This is a genomic window from Pseudomonas sp. LS_2 (assembly GCF_042709235.1).
In the GTDB taxonomy this organism is placed as follows: domain Bacteria; phylum Pseudomonadota; class Gammaproteobacteria; order Pseudomonadales; family Pseudomonadaceae; genus Aquipseudomonas.
Genome location: NZ_JAVAYC010000002.1, coordinates 266,832 through 290,111, shown reverse-complemented (window position 1 = coordinate 290,111; position 23,280 = coordinate 266,832). Strand labels below are relative to the sequence as shown.

Here is a 23,280-nt window from a genome sequence, read left to right as displayed (position 1 = left end):
GTTTTGGCTGCGCATCAGGACGCAGAACAAGACCATCAGGAGCTTTCCCATGAAAAACCCTCCTAGTACTGCCCCCCACTACGCCAGCGTATTGCTAGCTACCAGCCTTCTTTCGGGCACCGCCTATGCCACGCCACTGACCCGCGACAATGGCGCGCCAGTGGGCGACAACCAAAACTCGCAGACTGCCGGCCCCAACGGCTCGGTGCTGCTGCAAGACGTGCAACTGATCCAGAAGTTGCAGCGCTTCGACCGCGAGCGCATCCCGGAACGCGTGGTGCACGCCCGTGGCACCGGCGCCCATGGCGAGTTCACCTCCACCGCCGACATCAGCGACCTGACCGTCGCCAAGGTGTTCCGCCAAGGCGAGCACACCCCGGTGTTCGTGCGCTTCTCCAGTGTGGTACACGGCAACCATTCGCCGGAAACCCTGCGCGACCCACGCGGCTTCGCCACCAAGTTCTACACCGCCGACGGCAACTGGGACCTGGTCGGCAACAACTTCCCGACCTTCTTCATCCGCGACGCCATCAAGTTCCCGGACATGGTCCACGCCTTCAAGCCAGACCCACGCAGCAACCTCGACGATGACTCACGCCGCTTCGACTTCTTCTCCCATGTACCGGAAGCCACCCGCACCCTGACCTTGCTCTACTCCAACGAGGGCACGCCGGCGAACTATCGGGAGATGGACGGCAACAGCGTGCATGCCTACAAGCTGGTCAATGCCAAGGGTGAAGTGCACTACGTGAAGTTCCACTGGAAAACCCTGCAAGGCCAGAGAAACCTCGACCCACGGCAGGTCGCAGAGATTCAGGCACGTGACTACAGCCACATGACCCACGACCTGGTCAACGCGATCAAGCAGGGCAACCATCCGAAATGGGACCTGTACATCCAGGTGCTCAAGCCCGAGCAACTCGCCCAGTTCGACTTCGACCCCCTGGATGCGACCAAGATCTGGCCCGATGTGCCAGAGCGCAAGATCGGTCAGATGGTGCTTAACCGCAACGTAGGCAATTTCTTCGAAGAGACCGAGCAGGTGGCCATGGCGCCGTCGAACCTGGTCCCGGGCATCGAGCCTTCGGAGGACCGTTTGCTGCAAGGGCGGCTGTTTTCCTATGCCGATACCCAGATGTACCGCATCGGTGCCAACGGCCTGAGCCTGCCGGTCAACCGACCGCGCAGCGAGGTGAATACCATCAACCAGGACGGCGCCATGAATGCCGGACAAACCACCAGCGGCGTCAATTACCAACCCAGTCGCTTGCAGCCGCGCAGCGAACAGACCAACGCGCGCTACGTCGAAACACCGCTGAGCGGCACGACCCAACAAGCGAAGATCCAGCGCGAGCAGAACTTCAAGCAGGCGGGCGAACTGTTCCGCTCCTATAGCACGAAAGAGCGCAAAGACCTGATCGATAGCCTCGGCGAGGCGCTGGCAATCACCGACGAGGAAAGCCGCTACATCATGCTGTCGTACTTCTACAAGGCCGATAGCGAATACGGCACGGGGCTCGCCAAAGTTGCCAAGGCCGATGTGCAGCGGGTACGTGAAATGGCGTCGAAGTTGGACGACTGAAGCCGACGCAGTATTCAAGAAGTATGGGAACAGAACGAAAAAACCCGCCATATAGGCGGGTTTTTGTATTTCTTCACACCGAAGCGCGTTGCTCGCATCGGGTGGAATATGGTGGGTCGTGTAGGATTCGAACCTACGACCAATTGGTTAAAAGCCAACTGCTCTACCAACTGAGCTAACGACCCGTTGGATGGCGCGTATATTACTGATTCCTAACAGGAAATCAACACCCCATCAGGACTTTTTTTAAAAATAGGGCGTTGGATCGGCCACACCCGCCGCGCTGAAGCCCTCGGCACGCAGGCGACAGCTGTCGCATTTACCGCATGCCCGGCCTTGATCGTCTGCCTGGTAGCAGGACACCGTGAGGCTGTAGTCCACACCCTGAGCCACACCGGCCTCGATGATCTGAGCCTTGCTCAGGTTCTGCAGGGGCGCCTGGATACGGAAGCCCTGCCCTTCGACGCCCGCCTTGGTGGCCAGGTTGGCCATGCGCTCGAACGCCTCGACGAATTCGGGGCGGCAATCCGGGTAGCCGGAATAGTCCACGGCATTGACGCCGATGAAGATGTCCCTCGCCTCCAGCACCTCGGCCCAACCCAGGGCCAGCGACAGGAACACGGTGTTGCGGGCAGGCACGTAGGTGACCGGAATGCCCTCGGTCGGCGCCTCGGGAACGTCAATGCTGCTGTCGGTCAGTGCCGAACCGCCGATACCGTTGAGGTTCAGGCCGATTACCTTATGCTCGACCACGCCCAGGTCGCGAGCCACTCGCGCTGCGGCGTTCAACTCCGCACGATGGCGCTGTCCGTAGTCGAAGCTCATGGTGTAGCAGCTGTAGCCTTCGGCCTTGGCCATGGCCACCACAGTGGCCGAGTCCAGGCCGCCGGACAGCAGGATTACCGCGCGTTTTTCCGTCATTTCATTCACTCTCTTTGGTCTCAGCGCCCTGGTTCGTCGTTCCACAGCAACTTGTGCAACTGCAATTGGAAACGCACGGGCAGGTTGTCGGCGACGATCCACTCAGCCAGTTCGGTGGCGCTCACCTGGTGGTGGCTGGGTGAGAACAGCACTTCTCCAGCACGCTCGGCCAGGTTGTACTGGATCAGCTTGGACACCGCCCAGTCGTAGTCCTCGCGCGAGCAGATGACGAACTTGACCTGGTCGTTGCGGGTCAGGTGCTCGATATTCTCGTAGAGGTTGCGGTGGGACTCTTCGGAACCCGGGGTCTTGAGGTCGACTACTCGGCTGACCCGGGCATCCACCTTCGAAACATCGAGGGCGCCGCTGGTTTCCAACGACACCTCGTAGCCCGCATCGCAAAGGCGCGTCATCAACGGTAACGCATTAGGCTGGGCCAGAGGCTCTCCACCGGTGACACAGACATAGCGCGGCCGGAAACCCGCAACCTGTTCGAGAATGTCGTCGAGCGTACGCACGGTACCGCCGCTGAAGGCATAGGCACTGTCGCAATACTGGCAACGCAGGGGACAGCCGGTCAGGCGCACGAATACGGTGGGCAACCCAGCCGTTCGCGTTTCACCCTGCAAAGAGTAAAAAACTTCGGTGATGCGTAATGTGTCTTGCATGATCGCCACGGGCGTGACAGCTAAACAGGCCATCCGCCTCCATCAGGCACTGTCGCGGACTCGACATAGCGTTATCCGCAGCAGCGTGTTTACGAAAAAAGGGCACAGATTCTAACGAAAAAACCCGCGACAAGCGCGGGTTTCTTTCGAGAGGTACACCTCAGAGCTTCTGCAGGTCTCGTTGAGCCAGTTGCGCGGCGGAGGTGCCGGGGTACTGGGTGATGACCTGTTGCAAGATGCCCTTGACCTTGTCGGTATGGCCCTGGCGACGCTCGACGTCGGCGAGCTTGTACAGCGAATCAGGCACTTTGCTGTGCTTGGGGTACAGCTGGCTTACCTTGGCGAAGGCCTGGCTGGCACCTTGCAGGTCGCCCTTGGCCAGGTTCACCTCACCCAACCAATACTGGGCATTGCCTGCGTACTGGCTGTTGGGATACTTGCGCAGGAAGGCACCGAAGGCCTGGCTGGCCTTGTCGAAGTCCTTCTGCTTGATCAGGTCGAAGGCTGCATCGTAGTACAGCTTCTCTTTTGCCGGGTCGCCTGGCTCGCTGCCTGTGGCAGGCTGCTGGGCGCTGGCACCGCCATCGGTGGCGGGGGCTCCGGTGGCAGGTGCGCCGCCGGACGGGGAATTCTCGGGGGTCGCCGCGGGTGCGACGCCACTGCTGATGCGACGATCCAGATCCTGGTATCGCTCCAGGTTTTCCTGCTTCATGCGGGCCACATCGTTCTGCAACTCTTCGATGATGCCCTGTTGGCGGGAAAGCTGGTCCTGCATTTGTTGCAGCTGCATGAACAGCTGGCCCTGCGCAGAAGCAGGGGCAGAAGCCCCTGCTCCGGCATAGGCGCCGCTCGTGCCATAACCCGAAGGCGGATAACTGCCCCCGTTGTCATCTACTACAGGTACCGCAGCCAATGCCGAGAGCGGCAGGCTGAGGGCGAGGACGGTTACAACACGACGGCACATACGCATGAGAACTTACTTACGCAGTTCTACGCGACGGTTCTGAGCCCAGGACTGCTCGTCGTTGCCGGTAGCAGCTGGACGCTCTTCGCCGTAGGAAACCAGTTCCAGCTGAGCAGGCGAAACGCCTTGCAGGACCAAGTAGCGTTGAACGGCCTTGGCACGACGCTCGCCCAGAGCCATGTTGTACTCGCGGGTACCGCGCTCGTCGGTGTTACCTTCCAGAACAACGCGGTTGCCGTTGGCTTTCAGGTCCTTGGCGTGAACGTCCAGGGAGCGCATGGCTTCTGGCTTCAGGTCCGAGCTGTCGTACTCGAAGTAGAAGGTGGTGATTGCGCGCAGGGCGGCTTCTTCGCTCAGGGAACCGTCAACGGCACCGGTGTTGGAACCGTAGCCAGCATTCGGGTCGACAGCGCCTTCGCCAGCGTTGTCACCGCCCTTGGAGGAGCAACCTACAGCTACGGCCATGGCCAGAGCCAGCGCAGCGAATTTACCAAACTTCAGCATTTCCATCGTGAAACTCCTAATGAAACCCCAGTGTGTTAAGCAAAATTGTTACGCCGCAATCAGTTCAGGTAGGGGGACCAGGACGGTTCTCTGACTTCGCCTTGAGCGGTAGGAAGTGGGAGCCTCACACGGCCGTTAAGCGACACGAGCATCAAGACTCCCCGACCCTGCTGGCGGGTGGCGTAGATTAGCATGGTGCCGTTTGGCGCAACAGTGGGAGACTCATCAAGACTGGTCTCTGAAAGAATCTTTACACTTCCACGCTGCAAATCCTGGGCAGCCACCTTGAAGTTGGTGAAGCCATCCTGGCGGTGAATCATTACCAGGGTCTTTTCATCTGCAGACAGTTTCGGGTTGGCGTTGTAGTTACCCACGAAAGTTACGCGCTCGGCACCACCACCGCTGACGGAAGTCTTGTAGATCTGCGGTTTGCCACCCCGGTCGGAAGTGAAATAAAGCGTGTTGCCATCTTTGCCCCAGAACGGCTCGGTGTTGATACCAGGGCCGGCCGTGACACGATTGATCTGGCGCGAGGCCACGTTCATCACATAGATGTCAGGGTTACCGTCCTTGGACAGCACGAGCGCCAGGCGAGTACCGTCCGGCGACCAGGCTGGAGCGCCATTGAGGCCCTCGAAGTTGGTCAGCTGTTCACGGCGACCGGTATCGATGTGCTGGATGAAAATGCGCGGACGCTTCTGCTCGAACGAGACATAGGCGATACGCTTGCCATCCGGCGCGAAGCGTGGCGACAGGATCGGCTCGCGAGACTGCAACAGGGTAACGGCGCGTGCACCGTCATAGTCGGAGCGCTGCAGGGTATAGCGGGTGTTGTTGGCCGAGAAACGCTCGGCGGTTACATACAGCATGCGCGTGGAGAACGCACCTTTGATCCCGGTGAGTTTCTCGAACGACTGGTCGGCGATGTAGTGCGCCATGTCGCGCAGCTGATCGACACCGCCGCCGACGCTACCGCTCAGCACCTGCTGTTCGGTCGCGACGTTGAACAGCGCATAGCTCACCTGCAGGCGACCGCCAGAGGGAACGATGCTGCCGACCATCACGTATTGGGCACCCAAGGCTTTCCAGTCGCGGAAGATCACTTCGCTGGCCTGGGTAGGCTGGCTGATCATGTTCTGCCGCGGAATCGGCGCATAGTAACCGGAGTTACGCAGGTCATTGCCAATGATGTCGGCCATGTCTTCCGGCAGTACGCTGCCACCTTGCATGCCGAACGGCACTACTGCGATGGGCGTAGCCCTATCACTGCCGCTGGTGACCAGGATGTTCTTTTCCTCTGCCACCGCCATGCCTGCCACGCAGCAGAGCATGACCAGCAGTCCTCTCAGACGTTTAATCACAACGCAAGATCCTCAGGTGTAAATGTCATCTTGAACGAACGATACGGATTGAACTCGTTCGGCTTCAAGCCCTGCATTTCGGTCAAGCGACCAATATTCTTCACGGCGGCCACGGCAGAACTGTCGAACGGGCCGTCACCACTGGACCTTGCCACGCTCACGTTGGTGATCGTGCCGTCCGGCAGCATGTTGATCTGCAGTACGACCGTCATGCCCCTGCGCGCAGAAGGCGGACGAGCCCAACCCTCTGCCGCACGCATGCGGATAAGGTCATCGAAGTCGCCGGCTACCTGGTCACCTTGCTCATCCGCCAGGGCCTGCTGACGCTCGGTGGTATCGGACAGCAGCTCGGCCAGGGCCTGGGCTTTCTTGTCTTCTGCCGCCTTGCGCGCCGCTTCCTGTGCTTTTTTCTTCTCGGCGTCTGCTGCGGCCTTCTTCTTGGCCTCATCAGCTGCCTTCTTCTTCGCTTCGTCGGCCGCCGCTTTCTTCTTGGCGTCCTCCGCTGCTTTTTTCTTCGCGTCCTCGGCGGCTTTCTTCTTCGCCTCCTCGGCAGCCTGCTTCTTGGCCTCTTCCTCGGCCTGCTTCTTCGCCTCTTCCTCGGCTTTCTTCTTGGCGATGTCAGCTTGCTGTTTCTTCGCTTCCTCGGCCTTCTTGGCTTCGGCAGCCTTCTGCGCTTCGGCAGCCTTGGCAGCCTCTTCGGCCTTCTTCGCCTCGGCGGCCTCGCGGGCCGCTTCAGCCTTTTGAGCGGCTTCGGCTTTCTTTTGTTCCGCGGCCTTCACGGCCTCCTGCTCGACCTTCTTCTGCTCCAGCTGCTCGACTTCAGTCTGGCGCGACGCAGTTTTCTTGGCCTCACCCGCAATTTTCTGGTTGGTCTGGGTAGTCGCCTGGCTCTTGGACTTGAGCTGGTAGAGCGTAGCCTGGACGATCGGTTTGGAAGGCGGCAGCTCGGGCGTCATGGCAAAGCTGACGAACAGCATGGCAAATACCAGCACATGCAGGCCGATGGCCCAGACGCTGGGCCAGAAATAGCTTTCCGAGGCGGAGGGCTCTCGCTGCTGCATCAGGGCGCCTCGGTAATCAGGCCAACGTTACCGACACCGGCCTGCTGCAACCCGCCCATGGCACCCATGACCGAGCCGTAGTCGACGGCCTTGTCGCCACGGATGAACACCTGGGTCTGCTTGCCCTGGTCACGGCCGGCAGCGATGATCTTGGTCACCGCGCTGGTCATGTCCGGCAGGGTCATGGCCCGGTCCATCTGTTTGTCGGTATCGACTTCGCTGCCGAGGTTCCAGTAGTAGGTCTTGTCGGCCTTGATCGAGATGGTGAGGATCTGCACGTTGTTGTCCTGCGGCAAGGCTTCGCTGGAAACCTTGGGCAGGTCGACCTTCACGCCCTGGTTGAGCATGGGTGCGGTCACCATGAAGATGACCAGCAGCACCAGCATCACATCGATGTAGGGCACCACGTTCATCTCGGCGACCGGCTTGCGTTTGTGGCGAACTCGGGCCATGGATGTCTACCTGATCACTCTTCGCTGGTGTGTACTTTGCGGTGCAGGATCGCCTGGAACTCGTCGGCGAACGTGTAGTAACGGCCGATCAGCACTTCGCTGCGCGCAGAGAAACGGTTGTAGGCGATGACCGCCGGGATTGCCGCGAACAGGCCGATCGCGGTGGCGATCAGTGCCTCGGCGATGCCCGGGGCGACGGTGGCCAGGGTGGCCTGCTGAGCGCTGGCCAGGCCGCGGAAGGAGTTCATGATGCCCCAGACGGTACCGAACAGGCCGATATATGGGCTGGTGGAGCCGACGGTGGCGAGAAACGGCAGGCTCTGCTCGAGCTTTTCTTCCTCACGGGAAATGGCGACGCGCATGGCACGGCCAACACCTTCCATGACCGCGTCCGGGTCGACGCCCGGCTGCTGGCGCAGGCGCGAAAACTCTTTGAAACCGGCCCGGAAGACCTGCTCGACACCAGAGTCCGGATCGGGGTTGCTGCCCGCCTGGCGATACAGCTTGGACAGATCGATACCCGACCAGAAGCGCTCCTCGAAGGCGTCAAGCGCACGACGACCGGCACGCAGCATGTTGCTGCGCTGGAAGATCATGATCCAAGAGGTCACCGAGGCTGCCACCAGGGTCAGCATCACCAGCTGAACCACGATGCTGGCATTGGCGACCAGGCTCCACATGGAGGTATGGTCGACGACGTTTGCTTCCACGCTTATTCTCCTGCGTTGGATTGAATACCCGGCCCGTCCGCCAGGAAGGCATCGCGCAGCGCTGGGGGAATGGCCCGGGGTTTGAAAGTGTCGGCACGCACAGCGGCCACCAGGAACTGCCCTTCGCAGAGCAGCGTTGCATCCTTTTCCCGCCAGACCTGCTGCACGAAGCGCAGGCTGGCGCGATTGAGTTCAAGCACTTGCGCGGTTACCCGCAGCTCGTCGTCCAGTCGGGCTGGCGCGTGATAGCGCGCTTCGCTGGAGTGGACCACGAACAGAAGGTTGTCGCCGGCCAGCTCCGACTGGGAAAAGCCCAGGTGACGCAGCCGCTCGGTGCGCGCACGCTCCATGAATTTCAGATAGTTGACGTAGTAGACGACCCCACCCGCGTCGGTATCCTCGTAATAGACGCGACAACGGTGTGCGAACGGTTCCGGTCGATTTTGCGCGCGCATACTCTAGTGCTTACTCCTCAGCTTGCCAATCCGCCCTGGCAACTGTTTTTCGGGAATGTCCTATTGCCACCTTCACCACGAAGCACCAGCGCTAGGACCACGAAAAACCCGTTTCGATCTGTCATTCATCATCCGGATCGGAAAATTCCCCACCCTCGGCGAAACGCCCGGGAATATTCAGGCCGAAATGCAAATAGGCGTGCCGGGTGACCACGCGGCCACGCGGCGTGCGCATGATGTAGCCCTGCTGGATCAAATAGGGCTCCAGCACATCTTCAATCGTGTGACGTTCTTCGCTGATGGCCGCTGCCAGGTTATCCACCCCAACGGGGCCACCATCGAACTTCTCGATCATGGTCAGCAGAAGACGTCGGTCGGAATGGTCGAAGCCACGCTCGTCGACATCCAGCAGGTTCAACGCCTTGTCGGCGATTGCCTTGGTGATGTGGCCCTTGCCCCGCACCTCGGCGTAGTCACGCACCCGACGCAGCAAGCGGTTGGCGATACGCGGCGTACCGCGGGCGCGGCGGGCGATCTCGAAAGCCCCCTGGTCTTCGATGGCCAGGCCGAGGATGTTCGCCGAACGGCTGACGATGGTCGCCAGGTCCTGGTTGCTGTAGAACTCCAGGCGCTGGACGATGCCGAAACGATCGCGCAGCGGGTTGGTGAGCATGCCCGCGCGAGTGGTAGCCCCCACCAGGGTAAACGGTGGCAGGTCAAGCTTGATCGAGCGGGCGGCAGGCCCTTCGCCGATCATGATATCGAGCTGGAAATCCTCCATCGCCGGGTAAAGCACTTCCTCGACCACCGGGGGCAGGCGATGGATCTCGTCGATGAACAGCACATCGTGCGGCTCGAGGTTGGTCAGCATCGCGGCCAGGTCGCCTGGGCGCTCGAGAATCGGCCCCGAGGTACTTTTGACCGAAACGCCCATTTCGTGGGCGATGATGTTGGCCAAGGTGGTCTTGCCCAGACCAGGCGGCCCGAAGATGAGGGTGTGGTCGAGCGACTCGCCACGACCACGTGCCGCCTGGATGAACAGGCTCATCTGCTCGCGCACTACCGGCTGGCCGATATATTCGTCGAGGCTCAGGGGCCGGATAGCCCGGTCCTGGACCTCTTCGCGGTCACGTCCGCTGGCGGCGATCAGTCGGTCGGCTTCGATCACTTGACCATTCCCTTGAGGCTACGGCGGATCAGCTCTTCGCTGCTCAGGTTAGCCTTGCCTTCGATAGCGGAAACGGCCTTGCTCGCCTCCTGCGGTTTGTAGCCGAGCGAGATCAATGCACTGACGGCATCGGCCTCGGCCGTGGAAGCGCTGGCCACTGGCAGCGGGCCGTCGGATACCAGGGTGAACATGGCCGGGGAGGTTTCCCAGGCCTTGAAGCGATCCTTGAGCTCGACCAACAGGCGTTCGGCGGTTTTCTTGCCGACACCGGGCACGCGCACCAGCGCAGAGGTGTCCTGGGCCTGCACGCAACGCACCAGCTCATCGACCTCAAGGCCCGACATCAATGCCAGCGCAAGCTTCGGACCCACACCGTTGAGGCGAATGAGCTCGCGGAACAGCTCACGCTCTCGCTTCTCGAAGAAACCATAGAGCAGGTGGGCGTCCTCGCGAACCACCAAGTGGGTATGCAGGGTGACGGCCTCGCCAAGCTTGGGCAGGCGGTACAGCGTAGTCATTGGCACCTCCAGCTCATAGCCCACGCCATTGACGTCGATAATCAGGTGCGGCGGCTGTTTTTCCGCCAGGGTGCCGCGCAAACGTCCAATCACGTTCCGATCCTTCTTCTCGGGCCCCGGCCAGCGACCGGACAACCCTATCAGCAAAAGCGCCGGCTGAGCGTTCCACCCGCGCAAAATATGTATCAGGGCATGAAGCGGTTACAGACGCAAGCGCCCGCCACGTCGCCGCGCCGCACCCAGGCCGTGGGGCACCAGGCTGGAGCGGGTGTGGGCATGGCAAAGCGCGATGGCCAGGGCATCGGAAGCGTCGATTTGAGGCTTCTGGGTCAACTTGAGCAGGTGCATGACCATCAGCATGACCTGCTCTTTGTTGGCGCCACCGGTACCCGCCACAGACTGCTTGACCTGGCTGGCGCTGTATTCGGCGATCTCAAGCCCCGCCTCGGCGGCGGCCACGATCGCCGCCCCCCTGGCCTGGCCGAGCTTGAGCGCCGAGTCGGCATTGCGCGCCATGAATACCCGCTCGATGCCCATTGTCACAGGCTCGTGCAGACGAATGACCTCGCTGACGCCACGAAACACCACCTGCAAACGCTCGTGCAGCTCGCCGCTGCCGGTACGAATGCAGCCGGACGCCACGTACTCGCAGCCGCGCGGGGTATGGCGGACCACGCCATAGCCGGTGATTCGCGAGCCAGGATCGATACCAAGAATCAGTGTCATAACGCCTGTTCGTGCAAAAGGTAACGGCCTATTCGCGGGCAAGCCCGCCCCCACAAGGACGCTGGCGACCCTGTGGGGGCGGGCTTGCCCGCGAATAGGCCCTCGAGGCCTGGGGAAAAACCCTTAGCCAAGTTGTTCCATGATCTCGTCGGAAATCTGCGCATTCGAGTAGACGTTCTGCACGTCGTCCAGGTCTTCCAGCATATCGATCAGCTTGAGCACCTTCTCTGCGCCATCCTGGTCCAGCTCGGCGCTGGTGGTCGGCTGCATGATGATTTCCGCGTCGACGGCCTTGAAGCCCGCCTCCTCCAGCGCATTACGCACGGCGTAGAAACCATTGAACGAGGTAAAGACGTCGAAGGAGCCGTCTTCGTTGGCCACCACGTCATCGGCGTCGGCCTCCATTGCCGCTTCCATCAAGGCATCCTCTTCCACGCCCGGGGCAAAGCTGAGCTGCCCCTTGCGCTCGAACAGGTAGGCCACGGAGCCGTCGGTGCCCAGGTTGCCACCACACTTGCTGAAGGCATGACGCACGGCAGCGGCGGTACGGTTGCGGTTGTCGGTCATGGCCTCGACCATGATCGCCACGCCGCCCGGGCCGTAGCCTTCGTAGCTGAGTTCCTCGACGTTGTCGCTTTCGTTGGTGCCGGCACCACGCGCCACCGCTCGGTCGATGATGTCGCGGCTCATGTTGGCGCCCAAAGCCTTGTCCAGGGCCAGGCGCAGACGAGGGTTGGAGGCTGGGTCAGGGCCACCCTGCTTGGCAGCGACGGTCAGTTCGCGAATCCACTTGGTGAAAACCTTGCCTCTCTTGGCATCCTGGCGCTCTTTGCGGTGCTTGATGTTCGCCCACTTGGAATGACCGGCCATAACGACTCCAAATCCTTGCATCAGAAACAGGTTCCGCCCCGAAGGGCGGAACACGATAAATCAGCGCCGAGGCGCTCGGACGCACGCTCAAGTGCGCCCTGCCTCGCTTACTCGACCTTGGTCTGCTCGCGCAGACGGATGTGCAGTTCACGCAGCGCCTTGGCGTCTACCAGGCCCGGTGCCTGGGTCATGACACAGGCCGCGCTCTGGGTTTTCGGGAAGGCGATCACTTCACGGATCGACTGTGCACCGGTCATCAGCATCACCAGGCGGTCCAGACCAAAGGCCAGGCCACCGTGGGGCGGAGCACCGAATTTCAGGGCGTCGAGCAGGAAGCCGAACTTCTCTTCCTGCTCCGCCGCCTCGATGCCCAACAGGCGGAATACAGCCTGCTGCATCTCTTTGCGGTGGATACGGATCGAGCCGCCACCCAGCTCGGTGCCGTTCAGCACCATGTCATAAGCACGCGACAGCGCGGTGGCCGGGTTGGCCTCCAGCTCCTCAGGCGAGCACTTCGGCGCGGTGAAGGGGTGGTGCAGTGCGGTGAAGCTGCCGTCTTCGTTTTCCTCGAACATCGGGAAGTCGACGACCCACATCGGCGCCCACTCGCAGGTGAGCAGGTTGAAGTCATGGCCAAGCTTGATGCGCAGCGCGCCCAAGGCTTCGCTGACCACCTTGAACTTGTCGGCACCGAAGAACACGATGTCGCCATCGACTGCACCCACGCGGTCAAGAATGGTGTTGAGGTTGGCCTCGGGGATGTTCTTGACGATCGGCGACTGCAAGCCTTCGACGCCCTTGGCGCGCTCGTTGACCTTGATGTAGGCCAGGCCCTTGGCGCCATAGATGCCGACGAACTTGGTGTACTCGTCGATCTTGCTGCGCGGCATGCTGGCGCCGCCTGGCAGGCGTAGGGCGGTGACACGGCACTTCGGATCGTTGGCAGGGCCAGCGAAGACCTTGAAATCGACGTCTTTCAGTTGGTCGGCGACATCGACCAGCTCCAGCGGGTTGCGCAGGTCGGGCTTGTCCGAACCGTAGCGGCGCATGGCCTCTTCGAAGGTCATGTGCGGGAACTCACCGAACTCCAGGTCCAGCACTTCCTTGAACAGCTTGCGGATCATGCTCTCGGTCAGGCCCATGATCTCGGATTCGTCGAGGAAGCTGGTCTCGATGTCGATCTGGGTGAATTCCGGCTGGCGGTCGGCACGCAGGTCTTCGTCACGGAAGCACTTGGCGATCTGGTAGTAGCGGTCGAAGCCGGCGACCATCAGCAGTTGCTTGAACAGCTGTGGCGACTGCGGCAGGGCGAAGAAGCTGCCGGGGTGGGTACGGCTCGGTACCAGGTAGTCACGCGCGCCTTCCGGGGTGGCACGGGTGAGGATCGGCGTCTCGACGTCGAGGAAGCCGTTTTCGTCCAGGAAGCGACGGATGCTGCTGGTGATGCGCGAGCGCAGACGCAGCTTGTCGGCCATTTCCGGGCGACGCAGGTCGATGAAGCGATAGCGCAGGCGGGTTTCCTCGCCGACGTCGGAGTATTCGTTCAACGGGAACGGTGGGGTTTCCGCTTCGTTGAGCACGGTCAGCTGATAACCCAGGATCTCGATGGCGCCGGACGCCATGTTCGGGTTCACCGCACCTTCAGGGCGCTTGCGGACCTTACCGGTGATCTGCACCACGTACTCGCTGCGCACGCGGTCGGCGGCAGAGAAGGTATCGGCGCGATCCGGGTCGAACACGACCTGGGCCATGCCTTCGCGGTCACGGATGTCGAGGAAGATCACCCCGCCGTGGTCGCGACGACGATGGACCCAGCCGCAAAGGGTGACTTCCTGGCCGTCCAGGCTCTCGTTCAGTTGGCCGCAATAATGGCTGCGCATCATGATGGTCGTTTCGCTTCTCGTGATTCGTGTATTCGGTGAAGGCCTTGGCCGCCCAAGGGGCTAATACTGCAAGACCCGGTCGCTGCAATTCAACTCAGTCGGCCTTGTCGCCGCCTGCCAGGTTCTTTTTGGCCCCGGTCTTGAAGTCGGTTTCGTACCAGCCGTTGCCGCTCAGGCGGAAACCAGGCACCGACAGCTGCTTCTTCAGTGCAGGTGCCTGACAGGCCGGGCAATCGATCAGCGGCGCGGCGCTGATCTTTTGCAATGCCTCCAGACGGTGGTCGCAGGCACTGCATTGGTAGTCATAAAGGGGCATGGATGTCTCTCGTCAACCATAACGCTGGCTGCCAGGGCAGCAAAAAGCGGGATTATATATGGTTAAGGAGTGCAGTGCAGCCCGGCGATCAGCGTATGCCCGGTGGGTCTTGTAGCCAGGCGACGCAGATCACCCGCACCAGCCCGCTGAAATTGCGCACGCCGCCCTGGCGCAGGTGCACCTCGCGGTCGATATAGGAAAGCACGGCACTCACCGAACAGTTGTTGGCCTCGGCGATATGCTCGAGTATGCGCCAATAGACCACCTCCAGGCGCAGACAGGTGGCGAAGCCATTCAAGCGGATGGAACGCGAGATAGGCACGATCTGGCGCATATCGAAATCGCTCTTGAACGGATCCTTGCAATCCTTGACCGGCCAACCGCCCTGCTTGCCTGCTTGCGCCATATATTCACCACATCGTTTCAATACACGGAAAGCCCTGCATGGGAAAACCATCAGGGTCGTGCAATGAAGCGCTGGCGCGCCGATACAAAGCAGCGGCAAAACCTTCCCCGCGCAATGAAAAGCCCGGTTTCGCTTGCGAAACCGGGCTTGGCGCAGGCCCTCAGTTGTTGTCGAGCAGCACGCGCAACATCCAGGCGGTTTTCTCGTGAACCTGCATACGCTGGGTCAGCAGGTCAGCGGTCGGCTCGTCGCTGACCTTGTCCACCACCGGAAAGATGCTGCGCGCGGTACGCACCACCGCTTCCTGGCCCTGGACCAGTTGGCGGATCATTTCTTCGGCGCCCGGCACGCCTTCTTCTTCCTTGATCGAGGAATGGCGCGCGTAGAAGGCATAGGAGCCCGGCGCCGGGAAACCCAGTGCACGAATGCGCTCGGCAATCGAGTCGACGGCCAGTGCAAGCTCGTTGTACTGCTCCTCGAACATCAGGTGCAGCGTGCGGAACGACGGCCCGGTCACGTTCCAATGAAAGCTGTGGGTCTTCAGGTACAACACATAAGTGTCCGACAACAGCCGGGAAAGCCCTTCGACGATGGACTTGCGATCTTCTTCGCTGATACCGATATCGATTGCCATGAATCTCCCCTTTTCCTAAGGCTTGACGATCAAGCAGGCCGAATCACTGTACCAAGAGTTGCCTGCCACTGCATGCAGCGCGGTGCAATACATCAGTCAAACCCGGAGCTGGTTTGAGAAGCTTGGGCCTTTGCTGTTAAATAGGCACTGTGCCACCCGTGCGGATCGTTATTGCCGGGTGCATAGGCTGGCCAGTCGCGTGACCGCGCGTTCATCTCATGCGCACCGTGCTGCCAGCTCTTCCTGTGACCGGCCTTATCCACATGTGAGCCTACCCAATGTTCAAGATCGTCCATCTACTGACGGGCGTGGCGGCTTTGCTGCTATCGCTCATTCCCAGCCTCAGAAGCGATGCAACACCGTTCCTGCAACAACCCGACGCGGTTTACCTGGCCCTGCTTGGCCTGATCAACCTGGTTTTCGCCCCGGCCGCCCCAGGCTACTACCAAGGTGTGCGCCAATGGCTGCAACGCCTGGCCAGTGCCATGCTGGTAAGCGCTGTAGTGCTGCAGACCGCCGCCCTGCTCGCGCGCCCGGAGCTTGGCAGCTTGCCAGCCCTGTTCGCGGCAGCGTTGGCCGTGGCCGCGTACCTGGGCGCAAGCTTTGCCCGCGGCACTCGCAAGCCCCGCGCAAGCCATGGCACCCTGCAAGACGCAGGCAAGCGCGATACCGGCACCGTGAAGTGGTTCAACACGTCCAAGGGCTTCGGCTTCATTTCCCGCGACTCAGGTGACGATATCTTCGTGCACTTTCGCGCCATTCGCGGCGAAGGCCACCGCGTACTGGTCGAAGGCCAGCGCGTGGAGTTTTCGGTGATGCATCGGGACAAAGGCCTGCAAGCCGAAGACGTGGTCGCGGTTTCGCGCCGCTGAGCCACGCCCTGCCCCGCCGCTTTCAATAGTGAGGCGGCGGAGGCTCTTCCCCTCCGGCTTCGTATTGGCCGACCATCTCTTCGTAGCGCTTGAGCAATTCCGCGACCTGCAACTGCAGGCGCTCGATCACCCGGTTCTGTTCCACCAACACATCGTTGAGTGCCTGGATGGTGTCGTCCTGGAACGCCTGGCGGCTCTCCAGATCGATGATGCGGGCTTCCAGTGACATAGGCCTCATGCCTCCTTCAAGTCGTTGCCAAGCAGCACAACCAGGCGCTGGCGTATCGCCTCGACCTGCCCAGGCGCATATTCGATGGCCGGTACCTTGCCCCAGACCGGCGCCGGCCAGGCGGCATCGTCGCGGCGACGCACAACCACATGCATGTGCAGTTGGCTGACGACGTTGCCCAGGGTGGCCACGTTCATCTTGTCGGCAGCGAATTCGCCCTTGAGGGCCTCGGCCAGACGCGTGGTTTCCTGCCAGAGCTGCTGCTGGTCAGCGGCGCTCAACTGGAACAACTCACTCACCTCGGCGCGCCGTGGTACCAGGATGAACCAGGGGTAGTTGGCGTCTTTGCTCAGCAGCAGGCGGCAAAGCGCAAGATCCCCCAACACCAGCGAATCCTGCTGCAGACGCGAATCCAGGACGAACACGACAACCTCCGACTTAGCCAATTGGCCCGCACGCTGCGGGCACCATCGGTGCAGGATACCTGGCTTCGAGCCCGTCTTCATGGCCCATCACGACGGCACCGCCCTGTTTTGGCCCCAAGCTTGATGGCCATGCGCCACATCCGGTAACACAGCGCTACTTTTCGCACCAAAATGATGCGAAAAATTTCCTTTCCTCACACCCAGACCTGCACAAATTACTCAGGATGAACAATCAGCGGTAACACATTGACTTTCAAGGCAGCTTTCAATGGAAAGCCATCCCCCGAAAAGCGGCATACCATCAGACATTGAGAAGCCCGTGTTTCCGGCGTTTGGCAGCGGTTTCCAGGGAAAATGTGAAAAATTCATCAACGCCGATCATTTTCTTGCACGCTTGTTGCATTCCCTTTACGCCAAGTCGGCACGAGACCTGCAAAGGCTGGTTGACGGGACGAATAACAACAGCGGTAACGAGTCATCAGGGAGCCTCAGTCACCGAGAGAGATCCTTACGGTTTTATTACGGGCTGACGGCAACGCTGTAGTACACGACCGATTAAAGCCGGGACGTGGTTTGCGACATGGATATAACCATTAGCGACAGGAGCATAAACTTTCCGAAAGGATGTTTTTTTCATGTCGCCAAGCACAGTCAGCGTGATATACATTTTCGCCGACATAAAAAGAAAGAGCTGCCCCGATAACTAAAAAACCTGGGCGCAGCGGTACTCTTCCTAAAACCAAAGGAGCAAATCACGATGCGCGTGATGAAGTGGAGCATGATCGCCCTGGCCGTTGCGGCAGGGACTTCGCAGTTGGCAGTCGCCTCTTCGCAAGATGAATCCAAGGGCTTTGTCGAAGACAGCCAGCTGGGTGTAAAGCTGCGTAACCTGTATTTCAGCCGTGACTTCCGTAACAACTCGAGCGACGACCAGAGCCGCCGCGCAGAATGGGGCCAAGGCTTCATCGGCACCTTCGAGTCGGGCTTCACCCAAGGCACCATTGGCGTCGGCGTCGACGCTATCGGCCTGCTGGGCGTGAAACTGGATGGCGGCCGTGGCACCACCAACACCGGCCTGTTCCCGGTCGACTCCGAAGGTCGCCCTGAAGATTCGTACTCCAAAGGCTACGGCGCGGTCAAAGTCCGTATGTCGGACACCGTCCTGAAGTTTGGCGGCCAGTTCACGGCCCTGCCCGTCTTCGCCACTGACGACAGCCGTCTGCTGCCGGAAGTTGCCGAAGGCTTCTTGCTGACCAGCAAGGAAATCGAAGGCCTTGAGCTTAACGCCGGTCACTTCACCCGCCTCGACGCCCAAGCGGCGAGCTACAAGGACAGCATCGGTGGCCTGAACGCTGCCCGCATCAAGAACCCCGGCCTGACCGAAGCCAACGTCTTCGGTGGCACCTATGCCGTCACCGACGGCCTGAGCACCACTCTGTACTACTCGCGCGTAGAAGACTTCTGGCGCAAGTACTACGGTAACGTGAACTGGGCGCTGCCTCTTTCCGACAAGCAAGGTCTGGTGTTCGATTTCAACATCTATGACACCAAGAGCGTCGGTTCTGCCAACTACACCGCCTATGACGGTGACAAGCTGGACAACACCGCATTCAGCCTCTCCGCCGCTTATAATTTCGGCGCCCATACCTTCACTCTGGCTTACCAGAAAGTCACCGGCGACGGCGACTACGGTTATGGCATCGACGGTGGCGGTACTGTCTTCCTGGCCAACTCCATCGCTCGTTCCGACTTCAACGCCGAAGACGAGAAATCCTGGCAGGCTCGCTACGACCTGAACTTCGCCGAGTTCGGCATTCCCGGCCTGACCTTCATGACCCGTTACGCCCGCGGCACCGGCGCGAACGTCGAAGGCACCGACAACGGCAAGGAATGGGAACGCGACGTGGACATCAAGTACGTCATCCAGGAAGGCCCAGCCAAGAACCTGAGCATGCGCGTACGTCAAGCCACCTACCGCTCCAGCGACGGCGTCTACTACGGTTCGGACTCCATCGACGAACTGCGTCTGATCGTCGAGTACCCGCTGAGCATCCTGTAAGCCCTGGCTTGCAATGCCCCGCACCTGAAGAAGCCCGGCACTTGCCGGGCTTTTTCTTGGCGGTCTTGGCTGACAAGCGCCACGCCCTGGGGCATCCTGTACGCTTTCGTTTCGCCCCCGTACAATGCGGGGTCATTTCACATTCAGGCAATCGACACGGCTCCCCATGCGCACCAGTCAATATTTGCTCGCCACCCAGAAAGAAACCCCTGCCGACGCGGTCGTCATCAGCCACCAGCTCATGCTGCGTGCCGGCATGATCCGCAAACTGGCCTCCGGCCTCTACACCTGGCTGCCGATGGGCCTGCGGGTGATGCGCAAGGTCGAAACCGTGGTACGCGAGGAAATGAATGCCGCTGGCGCACTGGAAGTGCTGATGCCAAGCATCCAGCCTGCCGAGCTGTGGCAGGAATCCGGCCGCTGGGAGCAGTATGGCCCCGAGCTGCTGCGCCTCAAGGACCGTCACGACCGCGACTTCTGCGTCGGCCCGACCCACGAAGAGGTCATCACCGACCTGGCGCGCAACGAGCTGTCCAGCTATAAACAGCTGCCGCTGAACATGTACCAGATCCAGACCAAGTTCCGTGACGAGATCCGTCCGCGCTTCGGCCTGATGCGTGGCCGCGAATTCATCATGAAGGACGCCTATTCCTTCCATGCCGACCAGGCTTCCCTGCAGGAAACCTATGACCGCATGCACCAGGCCTACATCAACATCTTTACCCGCCTGGGTCTGGACTTCCGCCCTGTACAAGCCGACACCGGCTCGATCGGCGGCAGCTACTCCCACGAATTCCACGTGCTCGCCTCGTCCGGCGAAGACGACGTGATCTTCAGCGACAGCTCCGACTACGCGGCCAACATCGAGAAGGCCGAGGCCATTCCGCGCGAGGCCGTACGCCCGGCTCCCACCGAGGAGCTGCGCCTGGTCGACACCCCGGATGCCAAGACCATCGCGCAACTGGTCGAGAACCATGGCCTGGCGATCGAGAAGACCGTCAAGACCCTGATCGTACGCGGCGCCGAGGAAGGCAAGCTGATCGCCCTGATCGTGCGTGGCGACCATGAGCTGAACGAAATCAAGGCCGCCAAGCTGGAACAGGTCGCAGACCCGCTGGTCATGGCCACCGACGCCGAACTGCGCGCCGCCATCGGTGCTGGCGCGGGCTCCCTCGGCCCGCTGAACCTGCCGCTGGAAATCATCATCGACCGCTCCGTGGCCCTGATGAGCGACTTCGGCATCGGCGCCAACATCGACGACAAGCACTACTTCGGCGTGAACTGGGAGCGTGACCTGCCGGTTCCACAGGTCGCCGACCTGCGCAACGTGGTCGCAGGCGACCCAAGCCCTGATGGCCAGGGCACCCTGGTGATCAAGCGCGGCATCGAGGTTGGCCATATCTTCCAGCTCGGCACCAAGTACAGCGAGGCACTCAAGTGCCAGGTGCTGGGCGAGAACGGCAAGCCGGTCACCCTGGCCATGGGTTGCTACGGCATCGGCGTGTCTCGCGTAGTGGCCGCTGCCATCGAGCAGAACCATGACGACAGGGGCATCATCTGGAACGACGCCCTGGCGCCCTTCCAGATCGCCCTGGTACCGCTGCGCTATGAAACCGAGCTGGTTCGCGAAGCCACCGACAAGCTCTATGCCGAACTGACCGCCGCCGGCTTCGAGGTGCTGCTGGACGACCGTGACAAGAAGACCAGCCCCGGCATCAAGTTCGCCGACATGGAGCTGATCGGTATTCCGCACCGCATCGTGGTCAGCGACCGCTCCCTGGCCGAAGGCAACCTTGAGTACAAGCACCGCACCGAGCAAGATGCCCAGGTGCTGCCACTGAACGAAGTGCTGACCTTCCTGCAGGCGCGCGTGCGCCGCTAATCGCCCAATGCACGAGTGAACATGTCCAAGCGAAGTACCTTTACCCTGGGCGGCGCCGCACTGTGCGGCGCCCTGTTCGTCAGCGGCTGCGCCAACCAGATGTCCCAGCGCAGCGAGCATGAGGAGCGCGTCGAGCGCAAGTTGCTCGAGCACAGTCTGCAGATCGACGTCGGCGAGCCCAAGGTCATGGAGCTTCCCCAGCGGCGTGTGCGCATTCACGAGCAGCAGCGCTTCGAAGTCACAGAGTTCGAAGTGACCCGCCGCTACGACCGCTACACCCCCTACCAACCCTGGCGGGAGGTCTACGAGATCCCGCTGGGTGCAGTAGCCGTGGTCGCCGGCCTCGGCGCCAACGTGGTCAACGTGTTCACCCTGGGCAACCTGCCGGACAGCATTACCCATGACTGGCTGAACTATGGCGTGGCTGGGCTCAACCCATTCATGAACGTGCAGTCCAACGGGCGTGCCCAGCAGAACCTGGCTGGCATCAGCGAGGTGCAGAAAGGCAAGCGTGAGGAGGCCACCAGCACTCCCTGGAGCGAGCGCCTGGTGGAGGTCAAGGCGGGCAAGGCTACCCATGAGCTGACCACCGACCGCAATGGGGTGCTGCGCCTGAACCTGCTCGACAGCCCATTCTCCGAGCAGAACCTCAACCATGTCGGCACCCTGCATCTGCTCGTGGCCGACGAGGAAAAGGGCGTGCGCGGCGACGCCAGCCTGCTGGTCAGCGGCTCCCTGCGCAGCAAGCTGCTGGAGGCTCACGAGCTGATTTTCGACGACCTTGAGGACGACGAAGTCGGCCAATGGGTCCACCGGGTCAAGCGCTTGTCGGAGCTGGGCCTGGAGGAAGAGGCCAGCGAGCTGGAGCAGAGCCTGATCGAGCTGACCCGCAACGACCCTGAGCTGCAGCAGGAGTTTCTCAAGACGCTGACCAAGGAAACCGGCCGCCTGGTGGCCGACCCCGGCACACAGTGACGATAAAAAGGGCTGCCTGGCAGCCCTTTTTTCAGGGTTCGAACAGCTCCAGCTGTTCATGGGAACCGCGCAGGTCCCGCAACCTCACCCCCACCCCCAGCAAGCGTACCGGCTTGCCGCCACGGGCAAACGCCTGGCGCAACAGTTGCCGATAGCTTTCCAGATCTCGCCCGGCACCCGCCTGCTCCAGCGTGGTCTGGCTGAAGTCATGGAACTTGACCTTGACGAAGGGCTTGTCCGGCCGGTAGCTGCTATCCATTCGCGCTACCCGCTCGTTCAGGTTGTCCAGCAGGCCGGGGATTTTCTCAAGGCAACTTGCCAGATCCGGCAGGTCAGTATCGTAGGTGTTTTCCACGCTCACCGACTGGCGCCGGCTGTCGTTCTGTACCGCTCGCTCATCGATACCCCTGGCCAGCCCCCAGAGCCGCTCGCCGAAACTGCCGAACTCACGCACAAGCGCCAAGCGCGACCAATCGCGCAGTGAAAGGCAGGTATCGATGCCCAGGCGCGCCAGCTTGTCCGCCGTGACCTTGCCCACGCCATGCAGGCGAGCGACCGGCAAGGCGGCGACGAACGCCTCTACCTGGTCCGGTGTGACCACGAACAGACCATTGGGCTTGCGCCAGTCGCTGGCGATCTTGGCCAGGAACTTGTTCGGCGCCACACCGGCCGAGACGGTAATGTGCAGTTTCTGCGCGACGCGGCGACGGATATCCTCGGCAATGCGCGTGGCGCTGCCGGCGAACCACTGGCTGTCACTGACATCTAGATAGGCTTCGTCCAGCGACAACGGCTCGATCAGCTCGGTGTAGTCGCGGAAGATCGCGTGGATCTCCCGCGAGGCTTCGCGGTAGGCCTCGAAGCGTGGCTTGGCGATCAACAGGTCTGGGCACAGCTTCAGGGCGTGGCGCGATGACATCGCCGAGCGCACGCCATAGGCTCGCGCCTCGTAGTTGCAGGTCGCGATCACGCCTCGACGCTCGGCTGACCCGCCCACGGCCATAGGCCGACCGGCCAGGCGCGGGTCGTCACGCATCTCGATCGCGGCGTAGAAGCAATCGCAGTCGATGTGAATGATCTTTCGCTGAGACATGAATGACCATGGATACTGTAAATTCATACAGATACTACAGCATCATCGGATCTTCGACAGCCAGCAGGCGCTTGGGGCCAAGCACTGTCAGCATTCACGGCAAACCCGCGTCGTTGCTGGCCCTCAGTGCCAATTCAGAACGCTAAGGGTTTGAACGAAAAAGACTTTTTTCACGAAAACGCTTGACAGGGTGAAGGATTTCCGTAGAATTCGGTTCCACAGGCGCGGGATGGAGCAGCCTGGTAGCTCGTCGGGCTCATAACCCGAAGGTCGTCGGTTCAAATCCGGCTCCCGCAACCAAATCTGAAAAAGGCCACTGTTCACGCAGTGGCCTTTTTCTTTGTTCTTGAAAAATATTGAAAAAAATCAAGGGGTAAAGCTTGACACCCCAGCGCATCTGCGTAGAATGCGCCCCACTGACGCGGGATGGAGCAGCCTGGTAGCTCGTCGGGCTCATAACCCGAAGGTCGTCGGTTCAAATCCGGCTCCCGCAACCATATTCGTCAGAGCAAACCCCGCCTGTTTTCGGACACGCGGGGTTTGTTG

25 protein-coding genes and 3 tRNA genes are annotated in these 23,280 nt (G+C 61.0%); 7 read left to right on the top strand and 21 right to left on the bottom strand.

The genetic code is table 11. From position 1 onward, the window contains the following. Positions 1–49: 49 nt before the first annotated feature. Positions 50–1,582, top strand: coding sequence for a catalase KatB (gene katB / locus RAC97_RS03155; protein ID WP_375098262.1), 1,533 nt, complete (start codon positions 50–52; stop codon positions 1,580–1,582). 109 nt (positions 1,583–1,691) lie between these two features. Here katB and RAC97_RS03150 read toward each other — a convergent pair. The 18 genes from RAC97_RS03150 to RAC97_RS03065 form a co-directional block, all read right to left on the bottom strand. Continuing rightward, positions 1,692–1,767 (bottom strand) — tRNA-Lys (locus tag RAC97_RS03150). Positions 1,768–1,828: 61 nt separating this feature from the next. Then, positions 1,829–2,503, bottom strand: a complete 675-nt coding sequence (gene queC, locus RAC97_RS03145; RefSeq protein WP_375098261.1) for a 7-cyano-7-deazaguanine synthase QueC — start codon at positions 2,501–2,503, stop codon at positions 1,829–1,831. Positions 2,504–2,523: 20 nt separating this feature from the next. Further along, positions 2,524–3,171: a 7-carboxy-7-deazaguanine synthase QueE gene (gene queE / locus RAC97_RS03140; protein ID WP_375098260.1), complete on the bottom strand. Its 648-nt coding sequence runs from the start codon at positions 3,169–3,171 to the stop codon at positions 2,524–2,526. Between the two features lie 160 nt (positions 3,172–3,331). Continuing rightward, positions 3,332–4,141 carry a tol-pal system protein YbgF gene (gene ybgF, locus RAC97_RS03135; protein WP_375098259.1) on the bottom strand — a complete coding sequence of 270 codons (810 nt, stop codon included), beginning with the start codon at positions 4,139–4,141 and terminating at the stop codon, positions 3,332–3,334. A gap of 6 nt (positions 4,142–4,147) precedes the next feature. Then, positions 4,148–4,645 (bottom strand): peptidoglycan-associated lipoprotein Pal, encoded by a 498-nt coding sequence (gene pal, locus RAC97_RS03130; protein ID WP_375098258.1) that lies wholly within the window; start codon positions 4,643–4,645, stop codon positions 4,148–4,150. Positions 4,646–4,698: 53 nt separating this feature from the next. After that, on the bottom strand, positions 4,699–5,970 hold the full coding sequence (gene tolB, locus RAC97_RS03125; protein WP_375098341.1) for a Tol-Pal system beta propeller repeat protein TolB: 1,272 nt from the start codon (positions 5,968–5,970) through the stop codon (positions 4,699–4,701). Between the two features lie 26 nt (positions 5,971–5,996). Beyond that, positions 5,997–7,061 (bottom strand): cell envelope integrity protein TolA, encoded by a 1,065-nt coding sequence (gene tolA, locus RAC97_RS03120; protein WP_375098257.1) that lies wholly within the window; start codon positions 7,059–7,061, stop codon positions 5,997–5,999. Next, positions 7,061–7,513 (bottom strand): protein TolR, encoded by a 453-nt coding sequence (gene tolR, locus RAC97_RS03115; RefSeq protein ID WP_375098256.1) that lies wholly within the window; start codon positions 7,511–7,513, stop codon positions 7,061–7,063. The genes tolA and tolR overlap by 1 nt, the downstream gene beginning before the upstream one ends. A gap of 14 nt (positions 7,514–7,527) precedes the next feature. Continuing rightward, positions 7,528–8,223, bottom strand: a complete 696-nt coding sequence (gene tolQ, locus RAC97_RS03110; RefSeq protein WP_375098255.1) for a protein TolQ — start codon at positions 8,221–8,223, stop codon at positions 7,528–7,530. 2 nt (positions 8,224–8,225) lie between these two features. Next, the gene (ybgC, locus tag RAC97_RS03105) at positions 8,226–8,678 is read right to left on the bottom strand and encodes a tol-pal system-associated acyl-CoA thioesterase (protein WP_375098254.1); all 453 of its coding nucleotides are present in this window, start codon (positions 8,676–8,678) and stop codon (positions 8,226–8,228) included. 121 nt (positions 8,679–8,799) lie between these two features. Next, entirely contained in the window at positions 8,800–9,846 is a 1,047-nt protein-coding gene (gene ruvB, locus RAC97_RS03100) for a Holliday junction branch migration DNA helicase RuvB (protein WP_375098253.1), read from the bottom strand. Beyond that, complete coding sequence (ruvA, locus tag RAC97_RS03095; RefSeq protein ID WP_375098252.1) at positions 9,843–10,457, bottom strand: Holliday junction branch migration protein RuvA; 615 nt, start codon at positions 10,455–10,457, stop codon at positions 9,843–9,845. The genes ruvB and ruvA overlap by 4 nt, the downstream gene beginning before the upstream one ends. Positions 10,458–10,565: 108 nt before the next feature. Then, on the bottom strand, positions 10,566–11,090 hold the full coding sequence (ruvC, locus tag RAC97_RS03090; RefSeq protein ID WP_375098251.1) for a crossover junction endodeoxyribonuclease RuvC: 525 nt from the start codon (positions 11,088–11,090) through the stop codon (positions 10,566–10,568). Positions 11,091–11,213: 123 nt separating this feature from the next. Continuing rightward, positions 11,214–11,960 (bottom strand): YebC/PmpR family DNA-binding transcriptional regulator, encoded by a 747-nt coding sequence (locus RAC97_RS03085; RefSeq protein ID WP_375098250.1) that lies wholly within the window; start codon positions 11,958–11,960, stop codon positions 11,214–11,216. Between the two features lie 107 nt (positions 11,961–12,067). Beyond that, positions 12,068–13,843, bottom strand: coding sequence for an aspartate--tRNA ligase (gene aspS, locus RAC97_RS03080; RefSeq protein ID WP_375098249.1), 1,776 nt, complete (start codon positions 13,841–13,843; stop codon positions 12,068–12,070). A 94-nt stretch (positions 13,844–13,937) separates the two neighbouring features. Beyond that, positions 13,938–14,159 carry an FmdB family zinc ribbon protein gene (locus RAC97_RS03075; RefSeq protein WP_375098248.1) on the bottom strand — a complete coding sequence of 74 codons (222 nt, stop codon included), beginning with the start codon at positions 14,157–14,159 and terminating at the stop codon, positions 13,938–13,940. Between the two features lie 88 nt (positions 14,160–14,247). Continuing rightward, entirely contained in the window at positions 14,248–14,565 is a 318-nt protein-coding gene (locus tag RAC97_RS03070) for a ribbon-helix-helix domain-containing protein (RefSeq protein ID WP_375098247.1), read from the bottom strand. A gap of 160 nt (positions 14,566–14,725) precedes the next feature. Further along, the gene (locus RAC97_RS03065) at positions 14,726–15,199 is read right to left on the bottom strand and encodes a Dps family protein (RefSeq protein ID WP_375098246.1); all 474 of its coding nucleotides are present in this window, start codon (positions 15,197–15,199) and stop codon (positions 14,726–14,728) included. Between the two features lie 278 nt (positions 15,200–15,477). Between RAC97_RS03065 and RAC97_RS03060 the strand changes: the two genes are divergently transcribed. Beyond that, positions 15,478–16,071 (top strand): cold shock domain-containing protein membrane protein, encoded by a 594-nt coding sequence (locus RAC97_RS03060; protein ID WP_375098245.1) that lies wholly within the window; start codon positions 15,478–15,480, stop codon positions 16,069–16,071. A gap of 22 nt (positions 16,072–16,093) precedes the next feature. Here RAC97_RS03060 and RAC97_RS03055 read toward each other — a convergent pair whose 3' ends face one another. Together RAC97_RS03055 and RAC97_RS03050 are read right to left on the bottom strand one after the other, a co-directional pair. Next, entirely contained in the window at positions 16,094–16,300 is a 207-nt protein-coding gene (locus RAC97_RS03055) for a SlyX family protein (protein WP_375098244.1), read from the bottom strand. 5 nt (positions 16,301–16,305) lie between these two features. Further along, positions 16,306–16,725: an HIT family protein gene (locus RAC97_RS03050; protein ID WP_375098243.1), complete on the bottom strand. Its 420-nt coding sequence runs from the start codon at positions 16,723–16,725 to the stop codon at positions 16,306–16,308. Positions 16,726–17,482: 757 nt separating this feature from the next. On the opposite strand from RAC97_RS03050, the gene RAC97_RS03045 reads away from it, so the two are divergent. The 3 genes from RAC97_RS03045 to RAC97_RS03035 all read left to right on the top strand — a co-directional run bounded on the left by RAC97_RS03045 (position 17,483) and on the right by RAC97_RS03035 (position 21,641). Next, positions 17,483–18,784 (top strand): OprD family porin, encoded by a 1,302-nt coding sequence (locus RAC97_RS03045; RefSeq protein ID WP_375098242.1) that lies wholly within the window; start codon positions 17,483–17,485, stop codon positions 18,782–18,784. Between the two features lie 166 nt (positions 18,785–18,950). Further along, complete coding sequence (locus tag RAC97_RS03040) at positions 18,951–20,666, top strand: proline--tRNA ligase (protein WP_375098241.1); 1,716 nt, start codon at positions 18,951–18,953, stop codon at positions 20,664–20,666. Between the two features lie 21 nt (positions 20,667–20,687). Continuing rightward, on the top strand, positions 20,688–21,641 hold the full coding sequence (locus RAC97_RS03035) for a hypothetical protein (RefSeq protein WP_375098240.1): 954 nt from the start codon (positions 20,688–20,690) through the stop codon (positions 21,639–21,641). Positions 21,642–21,672: 31 nt separating this feature from the next. On the opposite strand, the gene dinB is transcribed toward RAC97_RS03035, so the two are convergent. Further along, positions 21,673–22,734: a DNA polymerase IV gene (dinB, locus tag RAC97_RS03030; protein ID WP_375098239.1), complete on the bottom strand. Its 1,062-nt coding sequence runs from the start codon at positions 22,732–22,734 to the stop codon at positions 21,673–21,675. Between the two features lie 223 nt (positions 22,735–22,957). On the opposite strand from dinB, the gene RAC97_RS03025 reads away from it, so the two are divergent. Both RAC97_RS03025 and RAC97_RS03020 read left to right on the top strand, forming a co-directional pair. Beyond that, positions 22,958–23,034, top strand: a tRNA-Met gene (locus RAC97_RS03025). A gap of 120 nt (positions 23,035–23,154) precedes the next feature. Beyond that, positions 23,155–23,231 (top strand) — tRNA-Met (locus tag RAC97_RS03020). Positions 23,232–23,280 lie beyond the last annotated feature (49 nt).

Bases quoted from the DNA above. Each gene is read 5' to 3' on its own strand.
- RAC97_RS03075 (WP_375098248.1), bottom strand. From the start codon at position 14,159: ATGCCCCTTTATGACTACCAATGCAGTGCCTGCGACCACCGTCTGGAG.
- RAC97_RS03085 (WP_375098250.1), bottom strand. From the start codon at position 11,960: ATGGCCGGTCATTCCAAGTGGGCGAACATCAAGCACCGCAAAGAGCGC.
- RAC97_RS03045 (WP_375098242.1), top strand. From the start codon at position 17,483: ATGCGCGTGATGAAGTGGAGCATGATCGCCCTGGCCGTTGCGGCAGGG.
- tolA (WP_375098257.1), bottom strand. From the start codon at position 7,061: ATGCAGCAGCGAGAGCCCTCCGCCTCGGAAAGCTATTTCTGGCCCAGC.
- queC (WP_375098261.1), bottom strand. From the start codon at position 2,503: ATGACGGAAAAACGCGCGGTAATCCTGCTGTCCGGCGGCCTGGACTCG.
- RAC97_RS03035 (WP_375098240.1), top strand. From the start codon at position 20,688: ATGTCCAAGCGAAGTACCTTTACCCTGGGCGGCGCCGCACTGTGCGGC.
- RAC97_RS03065 (WP_375098246.1), bottom strand. From the start codon at position 15,199: ATGGCAATCGATATCGGTATCAGCGAAGAAGATCGCAAGTCCATCGTC.
- ybgC (WP_375098254.1), bottom strand. From the start codon at position 8,678: ATGCGCGCGCAAAATCGACCGGAACCGTTCGCACACCGTTGTCGCGTC.
- katB (WP_375098262.1), top strand. From the start codon at position 50: ATGAAAAACCCTCCTAGTACTGCCCCCCACTACGCCAGCGTATTGCTA.
- RAC97_RS03055 (WP_375098244.1), bottom strand. From the start codon at position 16,300: ATGTCACTGGAAGCCCGCATCATCGATCTGGAGAGCCGCCAGGCGTTC.
- ybgF (WP_375098259.1), bottom strand. From the start codon at position 4,141: ATGCGTATGTGCCGTCGTGTTGTAACCGTCCTCGCCCTCAGCCTGCCG.
- pal (WP_375098258.1), bottom strand. From the start codon at position 4,645: ATGGAAATGCTGAAGTTTGGTAAATTCGCTGCGCTGGCTCTGGCCATG.
- aspS (WP_375098249.1), bottom strand. From the start codon at position 13,843: ATGATGCGCAGCCATTATTGCGGCCAACTGAACGAGAGCCTGGACGGC.
- RAC97_RS03070 (WP_375098247.1), bottom strand. From the start codon at position 14,565: ATGGCGCAAGCAGGCAAGCAGGGCGGTTGGCCGGTCAAGGATTGCAAG.
- tolR (WP_375098256.1), bottom strand. From the start codon at position 7,513: ATGGCCCGAGTTCGCCACAAACGCAAGCCGGTCGCCGAGATGAACGTG.
- RAC97_RS03060 (WP_375098245.1), top strand. From the start codon at position 15,478: ATGTTCAAGATCGTCCATCTACTGACGGGCGTGGCGGCTTTGCTGCTA.
- queE (WP_375098260.1), bottom strand. From the start codon at position 3,171: ATGCAAGACACATTACGCATCACCGAAGTTTTTTACTCTTTGCAGGGT.
- RAC97_RS03040 (WP_375098241.1), top strand. From the start codon at position 18,951: ATGCGCACCAGTCAATATTTGCTCGCCACCCAGAAAGAAACCCCTGCC.
- ruvC (WP_375098251.1), bottom strand. From the start codon at position 11,090: ATGACACTGATTCTTGGTATCGATCCTGGCTCGCGAATCACCGGCTAT.
- tolB (WP_375098341.1), bottom strand. From the start codon at position 5,970: ATGCTCTGCTGCGTGGCAGGCATGGCGGTGGCAGAGGAAAAGAACATC.
- dinB (WP_375098239.1), bottom strand. From the start codon at position 22,734: ATGTCTCAGCGAAAGATCATTCACATCGACTGCGATTGCTTCTACGCC.